16 protein-coding genes are annotated in these 15,898 nt (G+C 72.9%); 8 read left to right on the top strand and 8 right to left on the bottom strand.

The genetic code is table 11. The annotated features are described in order from the left end of the window. Positions 1-11: 11 nt before the first annotated feature. Genes hutI through hutU form a run of 4 tightly spaced genes read right to left on the bottom strand, consistent with a single transcriptional unit; the run spans position 12 to position 5,429 of the window. Positions 12-1,187 carry an imidazolonepropionase gene (gene hutI / locus FB157_RS06100; protein ID WP_145876669.1) on the bottom strand — a complete coding sequence of 392 codons (1,176 nt, stop codon included), beginning with the start codon at positions 1,185-1,187 and terminating at the stop codon, positions 12-14. 26 nt (positions 1,188-1,213) lie between these two features. Next, positions 1,214-2,551 carry a formimidoylglutamate deiminase gene (locus tag FB157_RS06095; protein WP_145876667.1) on the bottom strand — a complete coding sequence of 446 codons (1,338 nt, stop codon included), beginning with the start codon at positions 2,549-2,551 and terminating at the stop codon, positions 1,214-1,216. Further along, the gene (locus FB157_RS06090) at positions 2,548-3,768 is read right to left on the bottom strand and encodes an allantoate amidohydrolase (protein ID WP_145876665.1); all 1,221 of its coding nucleotides are present in this window, start codon (positions 3,766-3,768) and stop codon (positions 2,548-2,550) included. Before FB157_RS06090 ends, FB157_RS06095 begins: the two co-directional genes overlap by 4 nt. After that, entirely contained in the window at positions 3,765-5,429 is a 1,665-nt protein-coding gene (hutU, locus tag FB157_RS06085) for a urocanate hydratase (protein ID WP_145876663.1), read from the bottom strand. The genes FB157_RS06090 and hutU overlap by 4 nt, the downstream gene beginning before the upstream one ends. A 159-nt stretch (positions 5,430-5,588) precedes the next feature. Between hutU and FB157_RS06080 the strand changes: the two genes are divergently transcribed. From FB157_RS06080 to FB157_RS06060, 5 genes are all read left to right on the top strand, one after another. Further along, entirely contained in the window at positions 5,589-6,992 is a 1,404-nt protein-coding gene (locus tag FB157_RS06080) for a diaminopimelate decarboxylase (RefSeq protein WP_145876660.1), read from the top strand. 179 nt (positions 6,993-7,171) lie between these two features. Then, positions 7,172-7,561, top strand: coding sequence for a hypothetical protein (locus tag FB157_RS06075; RefSeq protein ID WP_145876658.1), 390 nt, complete (start codon positions 7,172-7,174; stop codon positions 7,559-7,561). Beyond that, a complete protein-coding gene (locus tag FB157_RS06070) occupies positions 7,558-8,376 on the top strand; it encodes a transcriptional regulator (RefSeq protein ID WP_145876656.1) in 819 nt (272 codons plus the stop codon). Before FB157_RS06075 ends, FB157_RS06070 begins: the two co-directional genes overlap by 4 nt. 31 nt (positions 8,377-8,407) lie before the next feature. After that, positions 8,408-8,899 carry a roadblock/LC7 domain-containing protein gene (locus FB157_RS06065; protein ID WP_145876654.1) on the top strand — a complete coding sequence of 164 codons (492 nt, stop codon included), beginning with the start codon at positions 8,408-8,410 and terminating at the stop codon, positions 8,897-8,899. A 10-nt stretch (positions 8,900-8,909) separates the two neighbouring features. Further along, complete coding sequence (locus tag FB157_RS06060) at positions 8,910-9,284, top strand: hypothetical protein (RefSeq protein ID WP_145876651.1); 375 nt, start codon at positions 8,910-8,912, stop codon at positions 9,282-9,284. Between the two features lie 4 nt (positions 9,285-9,288). Here FB157_RS06060 and FB157_RS06055 read toward each other — a convergent pair whose 3' ends face one another. After that, a complete protein-coding gene (locus FB157_RS06055) occupies positions 9,289-9,873 on the bottom strand; it encodes a hypothetical protein (RefSeq protein ID WP_261386181.1) in 585 nt (194 codons plus the stop codon). A gap of 101 nt (positions 9,874-9,974) precedes the next feature. Then, a complete protein-coding gene (locus FB157_RS06050) occupies positions 9,975-10,883 on the bottom strand; it encodes a MurR/RpiR family transcriptional regulator (protein WP_385163272.1) in 909 nt (302 codons plus the stop codon). A 306-nt stretch (positions 10,884-11,189) separates the two neighbouring features. Between FB157_RS06050 and FB157_RS06045 the strand changes: the two genes are divergently transcribed. Both FB157_RS06045 and FB157_RS06040 read left to right on the top strand, forming a co-directional pair. Continuing rightward, complete coding sequence (locus FB157_RS06045) at positions 11,190-11,864, top strand: carbonic anhydrase (RefSeq protein WP_145876650.1); 675 nt, start codon at positions 11,190-11,192, stop codon at positions 11,862-11,864. Between the two features lie 77 nt (positions 11,865-11,941). Beyond that, positions 11,942-12,361, top strand: a complete 420-nt coding sequence (locus FB157_RS06040) for a hypothetical protein (RefSeq protein ID WP_145876648.1) — start codon at positions 11,942-11,944, stop codon at positions 12,359-12,361. A gap of 5 nt (positions 12,362-12,366) precedes the next feature. Here the strand turns inward: FB157_RS06040 and FB157_RS06035 are convergent, their stop codons facing one another. Beyond that, positions 12,367-13,128, bottom strand: a complete 762-nt coding sequence (locus FB157_RS06035) for an SDR family oxidoreductase (RefSeq protein WP_145876646.1) — start codon at positions 13,126-13,128, stop codon at positions 12,367-12,369. A 145-nt stretch (positions 13,129-13,273) separates the two neighbouring features. On the opposite strand from FB157_RS06035, the gene FB157_RS06030 reads away from it, so the two are divergent. After that, positions 13,274-14,104 carry a helix-turn-helix transcriptional regulator gene (locus FB157_RS06030; RefSeq protein WP_145876645.1) on the top strand — a complete coding sequence of 277 codons (831 nt, stop codon included), beginning with the start codon at positions 13,274-13,276 and terminating at the stop codon, positions 14,102-14,104. A gap of 330 nt (positions 14,105-14,434) precedes the next feature. Here the strand turns inward: FB157_RS06030 and FB157_RS06025 are convergent, their stop codons facing one another. Next, complete coding sequence (locus FB157_RS06025) at positions 14,435-15,826, bottom strand: cystathionine beta-synthase (protein ID WP_145876643.1); 1,392 nt, start codon at positions 15,824-15,826, stop codon at positions 14,435-14,437. Positions 15,827-15,898: the final 72 nt, after the last annotated feature.

The raw sequence follows: 15,898 nt of genomic DNA, 5'->3' as shown, positions 1-15,898 counted from the left end.
GAGGACCGAGGTCACACCACCCGTACGCCCTGGCGCCACACCTCGCTGACCAGCGGCACTCCCGGCCGGTAGGCCAGGTGGACGTGACTGGGGGCGTCCAGCAGGGTCAGGTCGGCTCGGGCGCCCGGGGTGAGGCGGCCGATGTCGGTGCGGCGGAGGGCCGCGGCACCGCCCGCCGTGGCGGACCAGACCGCCTCGTCGGGGGTCATGCGCATGTCCCGGACGGCCAGGGCGATGCAGAAGGGGACGGAGGAGGTGAAGGACGAGCCCGGGTTGCAGTCCGTCGACAGGGCCACCGTGACACCGGCGTCCAGGAGACGGCGGGCGTCGGGCCACTCGGCGCGGGTGGAGAACTCGGCGCCGGGAAGGAGGGTGGCGACCGTGTTGCCGTTGGCGAGCGCGTCGACGTCCTCGTCCGTGAGGTGGGTGCAGTGGTCGGCGCTGGCCGCGTCCAGCTCCACGGCGAGCTGGATGCCGGGGCCGTAGGAGAGCTGGTTGGCGTGGATGCGCGGGAGCAGGCCCTTCGCCTTGCCGGCGGTGAGGATCGCGCGGGCCTGGTCGCCGTCGAAGGCGCCCTTCTCGCAGAACACGTCGATCCAGCGGGCGTGCGGCGCGCAGGCGTCCAGCATCTCGCCGGTGACCAGGGCGACGTAGGCCGCCGGGTCGTCGGCGTAGTCGGGGGAGACGATGTGGGCGCCGAGGTAGGTCACCTCGTCGGTGTGCTGAGCCGCGATGCGCAGGGCGCGGGCCTCGTCCTCGACGGTGAGGCCGTAGCCCGACTTCGTCTCGAAGGTCGTGGTGCCCTGGCGGAGGGCCTCCGCCAGGTAGTGGGTGAGGTTGGCCTCGAGTTCCGCGTCGGTCGCGGCGCGGGTGGCCGCGACCGTGGTGCGGATGCCGCCCGCGGTGTAGGAGCGGCCGGACATGCGGGCGTTGAACTCCTGCGTGCGGTCACCGGCGAAGACCAGGTGGGAGTGGGAGTCCACGAAGCCCGGCAGCACCGCCCGGCCGCCCGCGTCGACCCGGTTGTCAGTGGCGGGTGCTTTGCTGGATTCACCGGTCCACGCGATGCGGTCGCCCTCAATGACAACGGCCGCGTCCTGGATCAGACCGAGAGGGGAGCCGTCACCGAGGGAGGGGTCGTTGGTGACCAGCGTGGCGATGTTGGTGATGACGGTGCTGCTGCTCATGGTGTCCTCAGGGATGACGATGGGTTTCAGCCTCGCAGGGCCTCGATGGAGTCCGCCAGCGCGGACGGAACGTCCGGCACGAGGGTATGGACGCCGTCTCGCACGACATGGCGGCCGCCCACGACCGTGTGGCGTACGTCCGCCGCGGAGGCGGCGAATACGGCGGTCTCCGCGCCGAGTCGCGGCACCGGCCCCGCTGTCCTGACGGAGTCGAGGGCGACGGTGGTGAAGTCGGCGAGCGCACCCGGTTCCAGGCTACCCGCGTCCTGCCAGCCCAGTGCCGCGTGGCCGTCCGCCGAGGCCGCGCGCAGCAGGGCCGAGGCGGTCCAGTGGCCCCGGGTGCGGGTGCGCAGCCGCTCGTTCAGCTCCATCGCGCGCGCCTCTTCGAGCAGGTCGATGACGGCGTGGCTGTCGGAGCCGAGGGAGAGCGGGGAGCCCGCCCGCTGGAGGGCGACGGCCGGGCCGATGCCGTCCGCGAGGTCGCGCTCGGTCGTCGGGCACATGCAGGTGCCGGTGCCGGAGTCGCCGAGCAGTGCGATGTCCTCGTCGGTGAGGTGGGTGTTGTGCACGCCGGTGGTGCGCGGCCCGAGGACTCCGTGGTCGGCGAGCAGCCGGGTGGGGGTACAGCCGTGCGCGGCGAGGCAGGCGTCGTTCTCGGCGGTCTGCTCCGACAGGTGCACATGCAGCGGGGCCCGCCGCTCCTCGGTCCAGCGGGCCACGGTCGCCAACTGGTCCGCGGGTACGGCCCGTACGGAGTGAATCGCCGCACCGATCCGCGCGTGATCCCGCTCCTTGAGAACTGAACAGCGTTCGGCCCAGGCCTCCGCGCTGCCGTCGGAGAAGCGCAGCTGGTGGACGTTGGGCTCGGCCCCGAAGCCGGAGGAGAGGTAGGCGGTGTCGAGGAGGGTGATGCGGATACCTGCGTCGGCGGCGGCCGCGATCAGTGCCTCGCCCATCGCGTTGGGGTCGGCGTAGGGGGTGCCGCCGGGGGCGTGGTGCACGTAGTGGAACTCGCCGACACAGGTGATGCCGGCCAGCGCCATCTCGGCGTACACCGCGCGGGCGAGCGCGTGGTAGGTCTCCGGGGTCAGGTGGTCGGCGACGGAGTACATCACCTCGCGCCAGGTCCAGAAGGTCCCGGAGCCGACCTGGACCGTGCCGCGCAGCGCCCGGTGGAAGGCGTGGCTGTGGGCGTTCGCCAGACCCGGCAGCGTGAGGCCGCGCAGGATCTCGGCGCCGGGCGGCGGGGTGGGGACGTCGGTACGGACGGCGGTGATCCGCCCGCTCTCGACGTCGAGGGCCACGCCCGGCTCGACGTTCGTGCCGAGCCAGGCGTGCTCCAACCAGTAGGTTCCCTTGGTCACCTGCAGGCCAGTCCTTCCAGTACGTCGGCGAGCGCGCTCACGCCGGCCACGCAGTCGTCCTCGGCCGCGAACTCGGCCGGGGAGTGCGAGACACCGGTGGGGTTGCGCACGAACAGCATGGCGGTCGGGATGCGCCCGGAGAGGATTCCGGCGTCGTGTCCGGCACCGGTCCCCAGCACGGGCACCTTCAGGCGGTCGCTCGAAGTCCCCAGGATGCGGCCGAGTTCGTCGCGCAGGGCGTGGTCGAACTCGACGACCGGGGTGAAGGACTCCCGGACGACGTCGAGGTCGATGCCGTGGGCGTCGGCGTACTCCCGGGCGGCCTTCTCGATACCGCCGACGACCGTGTCCAGGGTCTGCTGGTCGGCGGCGCGGGAGTCGAGCCAGCCCCGCACCAGGGAGGGGATGGCGTTGACGCCGTTCGGCTCGACGGAGATCTTGCCGAAGGTGGCGACGGCGCCGGCGAGTTCGGCCTCCCGGCGGGCGGCGAGGACGGTCTCGGCGTACGACAGCATCGGGTCACGCCGGTCCACGAGTCGCGTCGTGCCCGCGTGGTTGGCCTCGCCCCGGAAGTCGAAGCGCCAGCGGCCGTGCGGCCAGATGGCACTGGCGATGCCGACCCGGTCACCGGACAGGTCCAGCGCGCGGCCCTGCTCGACGTGCAGCTCGACGAAGGCGCCGATACGGGACAGCCGCTCCGGGTCGGGCCCGATGGCCTCGGGATCGTACCCGGCGGCCTCCATGGCCTTCGGGAGGGTGATCCCCTCGCCGTCGGTGAGCCGCTGCGCCTGCTCGACGGTCAGCTCCCCGGCGGTGAGCCGCGACCCGACACAGGCGAGCCCGAACCGGGCCCCTTCCTCATCGCCGAAGTTGACGATGGCCAGGGGCTTGGTGAGCTGTACGTCCCGCGCTCGCAGCTCGTCCAGGGCGGCGAAGGAGGACACGACCCCGAGAGGCCCGTCGAAGGCGCCGCCGTCCGGCACCGAGTCCAGGTGCGACCCGGTGACGACGGCGTCACCGGCGGCGGGATCCCCGAGCCAGGCCCACTGGTTCCCGTTCCGGTCGACCTCGTAGGCCAGCCCCCGCGCCTCGGCCTGCTCCTGGAACCAGGTCCGGCATTCGGCGTCGGCGCCGGTCCAGGCGTAGCGCCGGTAGCCGCCGGAGGCGGAGCTGCGGCCGATCGGCAGCAGCTCCGCCCACATGCTGTGGAAGGTCACGCCTGGTCACCCTCGCGCATAGGCACCCGGACCCCGCGCTCCTGCGCGACCGACTCCGCGATGTCGTACCCGGCGTCCACGTGCCGGATGACACCCATGCCGGGGTCGTTGGTGAGGACGCGCCGGATCTTCTCGCCGGCCAGCTTCGTGCCGTCGGCCACCGTGACCTGGCCGGCGTGGATGGAGCGGCCCATGCCCACGCCGCCGCCGTGGTGGATGGACACCCACGACGCACCGGAGGCCACGTTGACCATGGCGTTCAGCAGCGGCCAGTCGGCGATCGCGTCGGAGCCGTCGAGCATGGCCTCGGTCTCGCGGTACGGGGAGGCGACGGAGCCGCAGTCGAGGTGGTCGCGGCCGATGGCCAGCGGGGCCGCCAGCTCGCCGGAGGCCACCATGTCGTTGAAGCGCTCGCCGGCCTTGTCGCGCTCGCCGTAGCCGAGCCAGCAGATGCGGGCGGGCAGGCCCTGGAAGTGGACGCGCTCGCCGGCCATCTTGATCCAGCGGTGCAGGGACTCGTTCTCCGGGAAGAGCTCCAGGATCGCCTTGTCGGTCTTGGCGATGTCCGAGGCCTCGCCGGACAGGGCGGCCCAGCGGAAGGGGCCCTTGCCCTCGCAGAACAGGGGGCGGATGTAGGCGGGGACGAAGCCGGGGAAGGCGAAAGCCCGCGCGTAGCCGGCCAGCTGGGCCTCGCCGCGGATGGAGTTGCCGTAGTCGAAGACCTCGGCACCGGCGTCCATGAAGCCGACCATCGCCTCGACGTGCTTCGCCATCGCCTCACGGGCCCGCGTGGTGAAGCCGGCCGGGTCCTTGGCGGCGGCGTCGGCCATGTCCTCGAAGGCCACGCCGACCGGGAGGTACGACAGCGGGTCGTGGGCGGAGGTCTGGTCGGTGACGATGTCGATCGGGGCGTTCATCGCGAGCAGCTGCGGGACCAGCTCGGCGGCGTTGCCGAGGACGCCGATGGAGAGCGGCTTGCGCTGGTCACGGGCCTCGGTGGCCAGCTGGAGCGCGTGGTCGAGGTTGTCGGCCCTGACGTCCAGGTAGCGGTGCTCGATACGGCGCTCGATGGCGCGCGGGTCGCAGTCGATACAGATGGCGACGCCGTCGTTCATGGTCACGGCGAGCGGCTGGGCGCCGCCCATGCCGCCGAGGCCGGCGGTGAGGGTGATGGTCCCGGCGAGGGTGCCGTTGAACTTCTTCGCGGCGACGGCGGCGAAGGTCTCGTAGGTGCCCTGGAGGATGCCCTGGGTGCCGATGTAGATCCAGGAGCCGGCGGTCATCTGCCCGTACATGGTCAGGCCGAGGGCCTCCAGACGGCGGAACTCCTCCCAGTTGGCCCAGTCGCCGACCAGGTTGGAGTTGGCGATGAGGACACGCGGGGCCCACTCATGGGTCTGCATGACGCCGACCGGGCGGCCGGACTGGACCAGCATGGTCTCGTCCTGCTTGAGGGTCTGCAGCGTGCGCACCATCGCGTCGAAGGAGCGCCAGTCACGGGCGGCCTTGCCGGTGCCGCCGTAGACGACGAGCTTGTCGGGGTGCTCGGCGACCTCGGGGTCGAGGTTGTTCTGCAGCATCCGCAGAGCGGCTTCCTGCTGCCATCCCAGGGTGCTCAGTTCCGTGCCGCGCGGTGCTCGTACGGGGCGGGGTCCCGACATCGTCTGCCTCCTCCTGTTGCTATCTCTATTCACATCCTGACTTCCTGAATAGAACTAGTCAATACATCGGCGGCAGCCCGTCCGCGCGTCGTGGGTGTTTGGCTGGAATCACCCGAACACGCGGATACGGCGGCAGGGCAGGGCGACAGGAGGACAGGCGTGGACCAGGACACCGACAGCGAGGCCCGGGAGCGGGCCGCCCGGCGGGACGAAGCGGTGCGCGGCGCTGTGGAGCAGGGGCTGCTGGGGCCGGACGCGGCCGTGGTGGCGCTGCTGGACGTCACCGGCATCCGGAAGTCGGCGGCGGCCCTGCGGGCGGCGTTCGACGCGGTCACGGCGCCGGGCACGCCGGTGCTGCACGCCTTCGCGGTGAAGGCGACCCCGCTGGTGCCGGTACTGCGCCTGCTGCACGAGGAGGGCATCGGCGCGGAGGTGGCGAGCCCGGGCGAGCTGGCGCTGGCGCGGGCGGCGGGGGTGCCGCCGGACCGGACGGTGCTCGACTCGCCCGCCAAGACCCCGGCCGAGCTGCGCGAGGCGCTCGCGCTGGGCGTCGCCGTCAACGCGGACAACCCGCAGGAGCTGGACCGGCTCGACGCCCTCGTCCACCATGGCCCCAAGCGCACGGGAGGCACCCCCGTGGCGCCCGGCTCCTCGCCGCTCGGCATCCGGGTCAACCCGCAGATCGGCGGCGGCACCATCGGGGCGACCTCGACGGCGACGCAGACGTCCAAGTTCGGGGTGGCGCTGCGCGACGAGGGGGCCCGGGAGTGGGTCGTGCGGGCGTACGCGGACCGGCCGTGGCTGACCCGGCTGCACGCGCACACCGGTTCGCAGGGCATCCCGCTGCCGCTGCTGGCACGGGGCGTGGCGGAGACGTACGCGCTCGCGGAGGAGATCAACGCGCGGATCGGGCGGCGGCAGATCGACACGCTGGACATCGGCGGCGGGCTGCCGGTCGACTTCACGGCGGAGGCGACGGCACCGACGTACGCGCAGTACGCGCGCCTGCTGGCCGAGGAGGTGCCGGGGCTGTTCGACGGGCGGTACGGGCTGGTGACCGAGTTCGGGCGGTCGCTGCTGGCCAGGCACGGCACGGTGGTGGCGCGGGTGGAGTACACCAAGAGTTCCGGCGGGCGGCGGATCGCGGTGACGCACGCGGGCGTGCAGGTGGCCGCGCGGACCGTGTACGCACCCGGGGCGTGGCCGCTGCGGATCGCCGCGTACGACCCCAAGGGGCGGCCCCGGTCGGGGCCCGAGGTGGTGCAGGACGTGGCCGGCCCGGCCTGCTTCTCCGGCGACCTGCTCGCCGAGGGGCGCACGCTGCCCCTGCTGGAGCAGGGCGACTACGCGGCGGCACTGGACACGGGCGCGTACTACTTCGCCCACCACTACGCCTACAACTCCCTCGCCCGGCCGGGGATCTACGGCTTCGCACCCGACGGCACGGGAGGCGTGGCCTTCGCGACCGTGCGGGAGCCGCAGACCGTGGCGGAGGTCGTGGCCGAGTCCGGTGGGGCGCACGCGTCCACGCTCACCACCCTGCGCACGCCCGGGAGCCGTTGACGCACCTCGGGTACATCTCGAACAACTGGGTCAACTGCCCGAAAACAGTCGTCAGTTGACCCACACTAGTACGCCGGGCGCATGTTCCACCGGAAAATGCCAAAGGACTCACCCCTCGCGCACACGTTGCGTAGTGTCCCTGTCACTCAACCGGAGTCACAGGCGGGAGGGAAGCCAGGGTGCCCGGAATCGACGAGTGCTTGCTGGAAGCGATGCGGTTGCCCGGTGCGCGGGGAGCCTCCCTGGTGGACTGGACGAGCGGACTGGCCCTGGGCACCGTCGGGGACGCCCCCGGCGGTGACCACGAGACCACCGCCGCCGAGGCCGCCGAACTGGCCCGGCTCGCCGCCGAACACGGCGCCTTCGCGGCCGGGGACGGCGACGACTTCGGCCCGCCCGTCGAGGACGTGATCGTCAGCAACCACGACAGCTACCACCTGCTGCGGTTCGTGGACACGTCCTTCGACAGCAGCGTCTTCCTGCACCTGTGGCTGGGCCGCGAGGAGGGCAATCTCGCCCTCGCCCGCATCCGGCTCGGCGAGATGGCCGCCCGGCTGGTGCTGGGATGACGATGGTCGAAACGCCTCCGCCGCTGCCGGTGCGGGACAGGGCCGCGGTCCAGGACCGTACGGCGGGCGCGCTGTCCCCGATGCTCCGGCGGCTCGCCGAGGAACAGGCCACCGGCGTCCTCGTCCGCGAGCACGGCACCCTGCACCTCGTCGAGGGCCGGGTGGTGCACGCCGAGAGCCCCCATGCCCCTGGTCTCGACGTGCTCCTCACGGCCCACGGCACCCTGGCCACGACCGCCTGGCAGCGGGCCACCGGGCAGGCCGACGGCCCGGCGGACGCGGCCCGGCTGCTGCTGGACGCCGGGCTGCTGCCGGAGGGCGCGCTGGAGCTGTGCCACCTGGACGCGCTGTACGACGCCGGGTACTTCGCCCTGTCGCCGAGCAGCGCCCCGGGCCGCTTCCGGTACACGCGGGCGCCCCGCCCCGGCCCGCTGCCCTCGGTCCCGGTCATCGCGCTGGAACGCGAGACGCTGCGCCGCCGGCTGCTGCTGCACCGTCTGTGGCCGGACCCGGCGACCGACAGCGCGCCGCTGATCCGCGCCGACCCGGTCGCCACGGCGCCGGTCACTCCCCGCCAGCGCGCGGTCCTGGACCGGGTGGACGGCGTCCGCACGGCCCCGGAGATCGCCCGCAACCTGGGCCGGCAGGCGTTCCACACGCTGGTGGACGTACGCCGCCTCTCGGCGGCCGGACTCCTCAGGCCGATACCCGCGGCCCCCGCCCCGCCGCCGGTTCCCCCGGCTCCCCCGCTCACGGTCACCGACCCCGACATCGCGCTGCTGAAGAGGCTCAGGGATGCGCTGGAGGCGCTTTGAACGGCACCAACCCGCCGAGAGGAGAGAGCTGATGGTGTCCGCACAGGACCTCGACGCCGTCCTGGACGAACTGCGTCGGCTGCGGACCCGCGTGCCGCAGCTCACCGGAGCCCTCGCGGCCGGCGTCGACGGTCTCGCCGTCGCCCACGACACCCCCGGTGTCGACCCGGAGGGGCTGGCGGCACTCACCGCGGCCGCGCTGGGCGTCGCCGTACGGATGGCCGACGCCACCGGGAACGACGGTTTCCGGGAACTGCTGGTGCGCGGCGAGAACGGCTACGTCGCCACCTACGCGGCCGGCCGCACCGCCGTGCTGACGCTGCTCGCCGAGGACCGGGTCAACGTCGGCCGGCTGCATCTGGAGGGCCGCCGCTCGGCCGCCCGCGTCGGGGAGCTGCTCGACGCCGCCGAAGCCGCCGCGGAAGCGGGCCGCCCGGCCACCAGGACCACATCCGCACCACGGAACAGAACCACGCGCGCGTCACGCACCACGACCGAAGCGCGCACCGCAACCGACAGCTGAAAGGACCACCATGGCCAACACCGAGACCGCACTGAAAGAGGCGCTGACCTCCATCGAGGGCGCCACCGGCGTCGCGCTCGTCGACTACACGAGCGGCATGGCGCTGGGCACGATGGGCGGCAGCAAGAGCTTCGACCTGAACGTGGCCGCCGCCGGCAACACGGACGTGATCCGCGCCAAGATGCGCACGATGGAGCACCTGGGCCTCAAGGGCGACATCGAGGACATCCTGATCACGCTGTCGGACCAGTACCACCTGATCCGCCTGCTCAAGGGCCGCGGCGGCAACGGCCTGTTCCTCTACCTGGTCCTGGACGCCAGCCGGGCCAACCTCGCGATGGCCCGGCACCAGCTGAAGGGGATCGAGGCGGTCCTGGAGGTCTGACAGGTCAGACGAGCGCCGCGGAGCGGCGGCGGGTCCCGCCCGGGGCCGCGTCGCCGGCCGCGAGGCCCGTGCCGCGCAGGCCCTTCACGGCCGCGCCCGCCGGGCTCCCGCCCCGGCGGTCGAGCCAGTCGACCCGCACCCACAGCAGGGTGTCCTCGGCCCGCTCGCGCCGCCCGAGCCAGGCGGCCTTCAGCCGCAGCCCGGTGCCGGCCCCGGCGAGCAGCATGCCCCCGGCCGCGGGCACCGCGAAGGAGCTGCCGAACGCGACGGCGAAGGCGAGCAGCAGCCACCAGCGGTGTCCCCGGCGCCAGCTGCGCACCGTCACCGCCCGGTCCTGCAGGACGTCGAACTTGCCGGCACGGGCGGCCCCGCGGGCGAGAGCGGCGTACTCCTTGCGCCGGGTCAGCGCCACGACGGCGGCGGTGATCAGGAACAGCGCGGCTCCCGCGAGCACGCCGATCCGGCGCCCGGTCACCCCGGGCAGCAGGACCCCGGTCCCCGCGGCGAACACCCCGAACCACCACAGTGGTGCGGCCCCGGCCCGTACGACGACGGCCACCCGGGCCAGTCCATGTCCTCCGCGCGCCACGATCCGCCTCCTCGTCCCGGCACAGTGCTGTCGGCCGGGCACGGTAACGGGCGAACGTGAGACGAGTCTGAGAGCGCGCCGGGCCGCTCGGCCCGTGCGGCCTATTCGACGAACAGTCCGCGGGCCGCCGCGTTCGCGTCGAACTCCTCCAGCCGCGCCTGGGCGTCCGGCAGGTCGTCGCAGACCGCCTCCAGCAGCACCCGCCCGAGCAGCATGGGCGCGCACGCGGTGTCGAAGGCGAGTCCGGTGCCGACGGCGGCGGGCAGCAGCAGGTCGGAGTACTTGGCGACGGGCGCGAAGGCGGAGTCGGCGACCGTCACGACGGTCAGGCCCGCCTCCTTGGCGTAGGCGAGGGTGTCGACGACCTCGCGCGGATGCCGGGGCAGCGCGAAGCACAGCAGCGCTGTGGCGCCCGCGCGGACGGCCGCGTCGATGCGGTCATGGATCATCGTGCCGCCCTCGTTGAGCAGCCGGACGTCCGGGTGGACCTTGGCGGCGAAGTACGCGAAGCCGTACGCCTGGGAGGCGGCGGCGCGCAGCCCGAGCACCGGCAGCGGGCGGGAGGCGGCCAGGACCCGGCCGGCCCGCTGCACCGGGCGCGGGTCGGCGAGCAGCTCCGCGAGGTGCTTCAGGTTCTCGATCTCGGCCTCGACGGCCTGCTGGTACTCGTTGTAGGAGCCCGCCTCCGCGGCCGGTTCGGCGGGCACGACCTCGCGCAGGTGCCTGCGCAGCGCGGGGTAGCCGTCGAAGCCGAGGGCGACGGCGAACCGGGTCACCGACGGCTGGCTGACCCCGGCCAGCTCGGCCAGCTCCACACTGGACAGGAAGGGCACGTCGGCGGCCCGGCGCACCATGCTGTGCGCGATGCGGCGCTGGGTGGGGGTGAGCCGGTGCCCCTCGAAGAGCACCTGCAGCCGGGCGGCCGGGCTGTCCGCCACGACGGACATCAGCTCGGGAGCCTCCTCGGCCGCTCCCTCGGTCGTCACACCGGTACTCCTGTCCACGCTCATGCCGTGCTCCCCCTCCGGGCCGACGCTGCGAGCGGGGCGAGACCCGCCCCTTCCCCCGCGCCCCGGGAGAGTACAGCGCGCTCCGCCGGCACACCCCCGATACGAGACGACAGCACGCCTGGACTCCCCTCAGCTATTCACACACCAAGAACTCTGCATGACGTTATGCAGCCGGGCAAGGGGCGGTATCGCCGTGGCGATGATCCGACGACGAAACAACCAAGTGTCGTTAAACCGACACTCAGGGTGACCGTACGGCTGCTTACGGTGAACACGCGCTACTGGCACGACTCCTGAGGAAGCGTCATGGCCTCCAACCGCAGGGCCTTCCTGACGGCCACCGCCGTCACCGCCCTGACCGCCGCCCCGGCGACGGCCGCCCCCGGTCCCCGTCCCCTCCCACCGAGCGCGGCGCACACCGCGCGCGCCGCCCTCGACGAGCTCCTCGCCGGCAACCGCCGCTACGCCGCCGGCCACCCCCGGCACCCGCACGACAGCCCCGGCCGGCGCCGCCTGCTGGCCGCCGCACAGGACCCGTTCGCGGTGATCGTCGGCTGCATCGACTCCCGGGTGCCCCCGGAGCTGGTCTTCGACCTCGGACTCGGCGACGTGCTGTGCATGAGGACCGCCGGCCAGGTGCTGGACGAGGCCGTGCTCGGCTCGGTCCAGTACGGCGTCCAGGAGCTGGGCGTCCCGCTGGTGCTGGTGCTCGGGCACGAGCGCTGCGGGGCCGTCGCCGCCACGCTCGATCATCTGCGCACGGGCGCGCCGGCGCCGGGCCACCTGGAACTGCTGGTGGACGAGATCGCCCCCGCCGCCCGCCGCACCCGGGCGCTGACCGGCGACTGGGCCGAGCACACCATGCGCGCCCACACGGCCTGGGTCCGGGACGCGATCCGCGCCGATCCGGCCTTCACCTCGGCCCACGTCGCGGCCGCCCGCTTCGACCTCGACACGGGGCTCGTCTCCCTGCTGCCCTGACCGCGTCCCGCCGGCCGCGCCGAAGAGGGGGGTTGTCCCCCGTGCGGAGGGGATGACCGCTCCCTAGGGTGGAGCGCATGAGCGCACTGGACTCACGGGACGTGGACCTGAAGAAGGACCTGGACGCCACCGTGCGGGCACGCAGGGAACTGGGCGAGGAGTACGACTCCGCACTCGTCGAGTCGTTCCTGGAGAAGGTCGACCAGCGGATCGACGACGTGGTGGACCGCCGGGTGCGGCGGCACCTGGCCGAGCAGCGGATGGCGGACGCCCGCGGTTCCCGGCGGCCCAGGGGCGGCGAGAGCTGGGCCGAGCGCTTCGGCCTCGCGATCGTCTCGCTGGTGCTGGCGATCCCGCTGTCCGCGATCGGCGGCGCTCTCGCGGGGCTGACCGGGGTGGTGACCACCTGGGTCGGCATCGTCGCCGTCAACGCGGCCCAGGCGGTCCGGCACAACCCGGAGATCCTCGCCGGGCGCCGGGCCTCCCGGGAGGACTGAGGGGTTCACGCCTGCCGGGTCGGCAGCACCATGATCTGGCGCAGGTTGACGTGCCGGGGGCGGCTGGTGGCGTAGGCGACGACGTCCGCGACCTCATCCGCCGCGAGGCCGCCGATCGCCTGGAGCATGCCGTCCAGCTGCCCGGACAGCTCCGCGTTGCCGACGTGCGCCTTCAGCTCGGTCCGAGTGAGCCCGGGCTCGACATTGGTGACCCGTACGTCACGCGGCCCCAACTCGGTGCGCAGGGACTGCGAGAGGTAGGTGACGGCGGCCTTCGTGGCGCCGTACACCGCGTAGTTGGGGAAGGTGACGTGGGCGCCGATGGACGACACGTTCACCAGGTCGGCGGTGCGGCCCTCGGCGGCCGCGGCCACCAGGTCGGCGGTGAAGGCGCGGATGACCCGCAGCACGCCGGTCACGTTGGTGTCGAGCATGCGCTGCCACTCGTCGATCCGGCCGTCGTCGACGGGGTTGGGCAGCATCACACCGGCGTTGTTGACGACGAGGTCGACGCGCCCGTAGGTCTGGTGGACCAGGTCCCGGGCGGCCTCGACGGACGCGTCGTCGGTGACGTCGGCGGCCACCACCAGCGCCTCGCCGCCCTCCGCCCGGATCTTCCCGGCGACGGCCTCCAGCCGGTCCGCGCGCCGGGCGAACAGCGCCACCCGGGCGCCCTGCGCGGCCAATTGCCGGGCGACGGCCGCGCCGATGCCGCTGGCGGCGCCGGTGACGACGGCGGTACGGCCGGACAGGTTCTCGTACGACATGGGTGTTCTCCCCGTTGGGTGCCGGGGCGTCTCCCCGGCGGCTGGCACCACCCTCGCCGGGTCCGGCCGCCGTACCCAGGGATGCGCTTTTCCTGGGTCTGCCAGTACCAGGCTGGGAGACCGCCGCTCCCCTACGATCGGACCCATGGACGGGGACCTAGGAGACTTCCTGCGCTCGCGCCGCGCCCGCATCCAGCCCGAGGAGGTGGGGCTGCCCGTGCACGGGCGGCGCCGCGTACCGGGCCTGCGCCGCGAGGAGGTGGCGCAGCTCGCGGGTGTGAGCGTGGACTACTACATCCGCTTGGAGCAGGGGCGCGGTCCGTCCGTCTCGGACGCCGTGCTGGACGCGATCGCGCGGGTGCTGCGGCTGGACGAGACCGAGCACACGTATCTGCGGACGGTGGCCCGGCCGCGCGGGCGCCGCGAGCGCCGTCCGGCCGCGCCCCGGGTACGGCCGGGCGTGCAGCTGCTGCTGGACAGCATGGAGCGGACCCCCGCGTTCGTGCTGGGCCGCCGCATGGACGTGCTCGCCTGGAACGCGCTCGGCGACGCCGTGGGCGGCTTCAGCCGCATGGCACCGGACGAACGCAACATGCCGCGCCAGGTCTTCCTCGACCCCGCCGCCCGGGACCTCTACCCCGAGTGGGCCGCGGTGGCCGCCCAGACGGTGGCCAACCTGCGCATCGGCGCGAGCTCGTACGCCGACGACGCCGCACTGTGCGCTCTGGTCGGCGAACTCTCCCTCAAGAGCGAGGACTTCCGCCGGCTCTGGGCCGACCACGAGGTCAAGGAGTGCGCGTACGGCGTGAAGCGCGTACGGCACCCCGTGGCGGGCCTGCTCACCCTCCCGTACGAGACGCTGACCGTCCCGGCGGACCCGGAGCAGACGATCGTGGTGTACACCCCCGAGCCTGGGTCGGAGACGGCGGAACGGCTTGCCCTGCTGGGCAGTTGGGAATCGGCTCACTCCCGCTGAGGAAGATGGTGCGCGGGGACCGCCGCACCCCCGTTGCCGGGGGGCGGGACGACGGCGGTCCCCGCGAGGGACGCGGGCCGGGTCAGGGCCGGGCTTGCGCGTCCTAGGCGTCCATGGATGGTCCGGGAGCCGCTCCGGAGGTCCTTGGCGCCGTTCGGCGCCGGCCGGGGCGGGGAGCCGCTCCCGCCCTGCCGGCACCCACTAATCTGCCTGACCCGTGTTAAGCGGGTGCTGCGCGCACGTGACACGCTCGTACCACTTCCGGAACGGCTCGATCGGCCGTGGTCACCGCAAGTTCGCCGCCGCCACGGCCGGTTCACCGCAGGTTCGCTACTTGTTCCCGCCCTTGGCCAGGAACGCCAGCAGGTCCTGCCGGCTGACCACTCCGGTCGGCTTGCCCTCGACCAGGACGATCGCCGCGTCCGCCGAACCCAGCACCGACATCAGGTCGCCGACCGGCTCGCCGGAGCCGACCTGGGGCAGCGGGGAGGACATGTGCTTCTCCAGCGGGTCGTCGAGCGAGGCCCGCTTGTTGAACAGGGCGTCCAGCAGCTCCCGTTCGACGACCGATCCGACGACCTCGGCGGCCATCACGTCCGGGTGACCGGCGCCCGGCTTGACGACCGGCATCTGCGAGACGCCGTACTCGCGCAGCACCTCGATGGCCTCGCCGACGGTCTCCTCCGGGTGCATGTGCACCAGGGACGGGATGGAGCCGCCCTCCTTGTCGTTGAGGACGTCGGCGACGCGGGCGCTGGGGCCCTCGTCCTCCAGGAAGCCGTAGTCGGCCATCCACTCGTCGTTGAAGATCTTGCTGAGGTAGCCGCGGCCGCTGTCGGGGAGCAGCACGACGACGACGTCGTCCGGGCCCAGTCGCTCGGCGACCTCCAGCGCGGCCACGACGGCCATGCCGCAGGAGCCGCCCACCAGCAGGCCCTCCTCCTTGGCCAGGCGCCGGGTCATCTGGAAGGAGTCCTTGTCGGACACGGCGACGATCTCGTCGGCCACGGTCCGGTCGTAGGCGGTGGGCCAGAAGTCCTCGCCCACGCCCTCGACCAGGTACGGCCGGCCGGAGCCGCCGGAGTAGACCGAGCCCTCGGGGTCGGCGCCGATGACCTTGACCTTGCCGTCGCTGGCGTCCTTCAGGTACCGGCCGGTGCCGGAGATGGTGCCGCCGGTGCCCACGCCCGCCACGAAGTGGGTGATCTTCCCCTCGGTCTGCTCCCACAGCTCGGGGCCGGTCGAGTGATAGTGCGAGAGCGGGTTGTTGGGGTTGGAGTACTGGTCGGGCTTCCAGGCGCCCGGCGTCTCGCGGACCAGCCGGTCGGAGACGTTGTAGTACGAGTCCGGGTGTTCAGGGGCGACGGCGGTCGGGCAGACCACGACCTCCGCGCCGTACGCCCGCAGCACGTTGATCTTGTCGGTGCTCACCTTGTCGGGGCACACGAAGATGCACTTGTAGCCCTTCTGCTGGGCCACGATGGCGAGTCCGACGCCGGTGTTCCCGCTGGTCGGCTCCACGATGGTGCCGCCCGGCTTGAGCTCGCCGCTCTGCTCGGCGGCCTCGATCATGCGCAGGGCGATGCGGTCCTTCACGGAGCCGCCCGGGTTGAAGTACTCCACCTTGGCCAGGACGGTCGCCTGGATGCCCATGGTCACACTGTTGAGCTTCACCAGCGGGGTGTTGCCGACGAGGCTGATCATCGAGTCGTGGAATTGCACCGTTGTCTCCGGTTGCTTGCAAAAAACAGTGGTCGTATGTGGTTCCGCCAGCCTACGGCCCCTGGGTGACGT

The organism is Streptomyces sp. BK340, from assembly GCF_007827595.1.
Lineage (GTDB): Bacteria > Actinomycetota > Actinomycetes > Streptomycetales > Streptomycetaceae > Streptomyces.
This window is presented reverse-complemented; position numbering and strand designations above follow the sequence as displayed.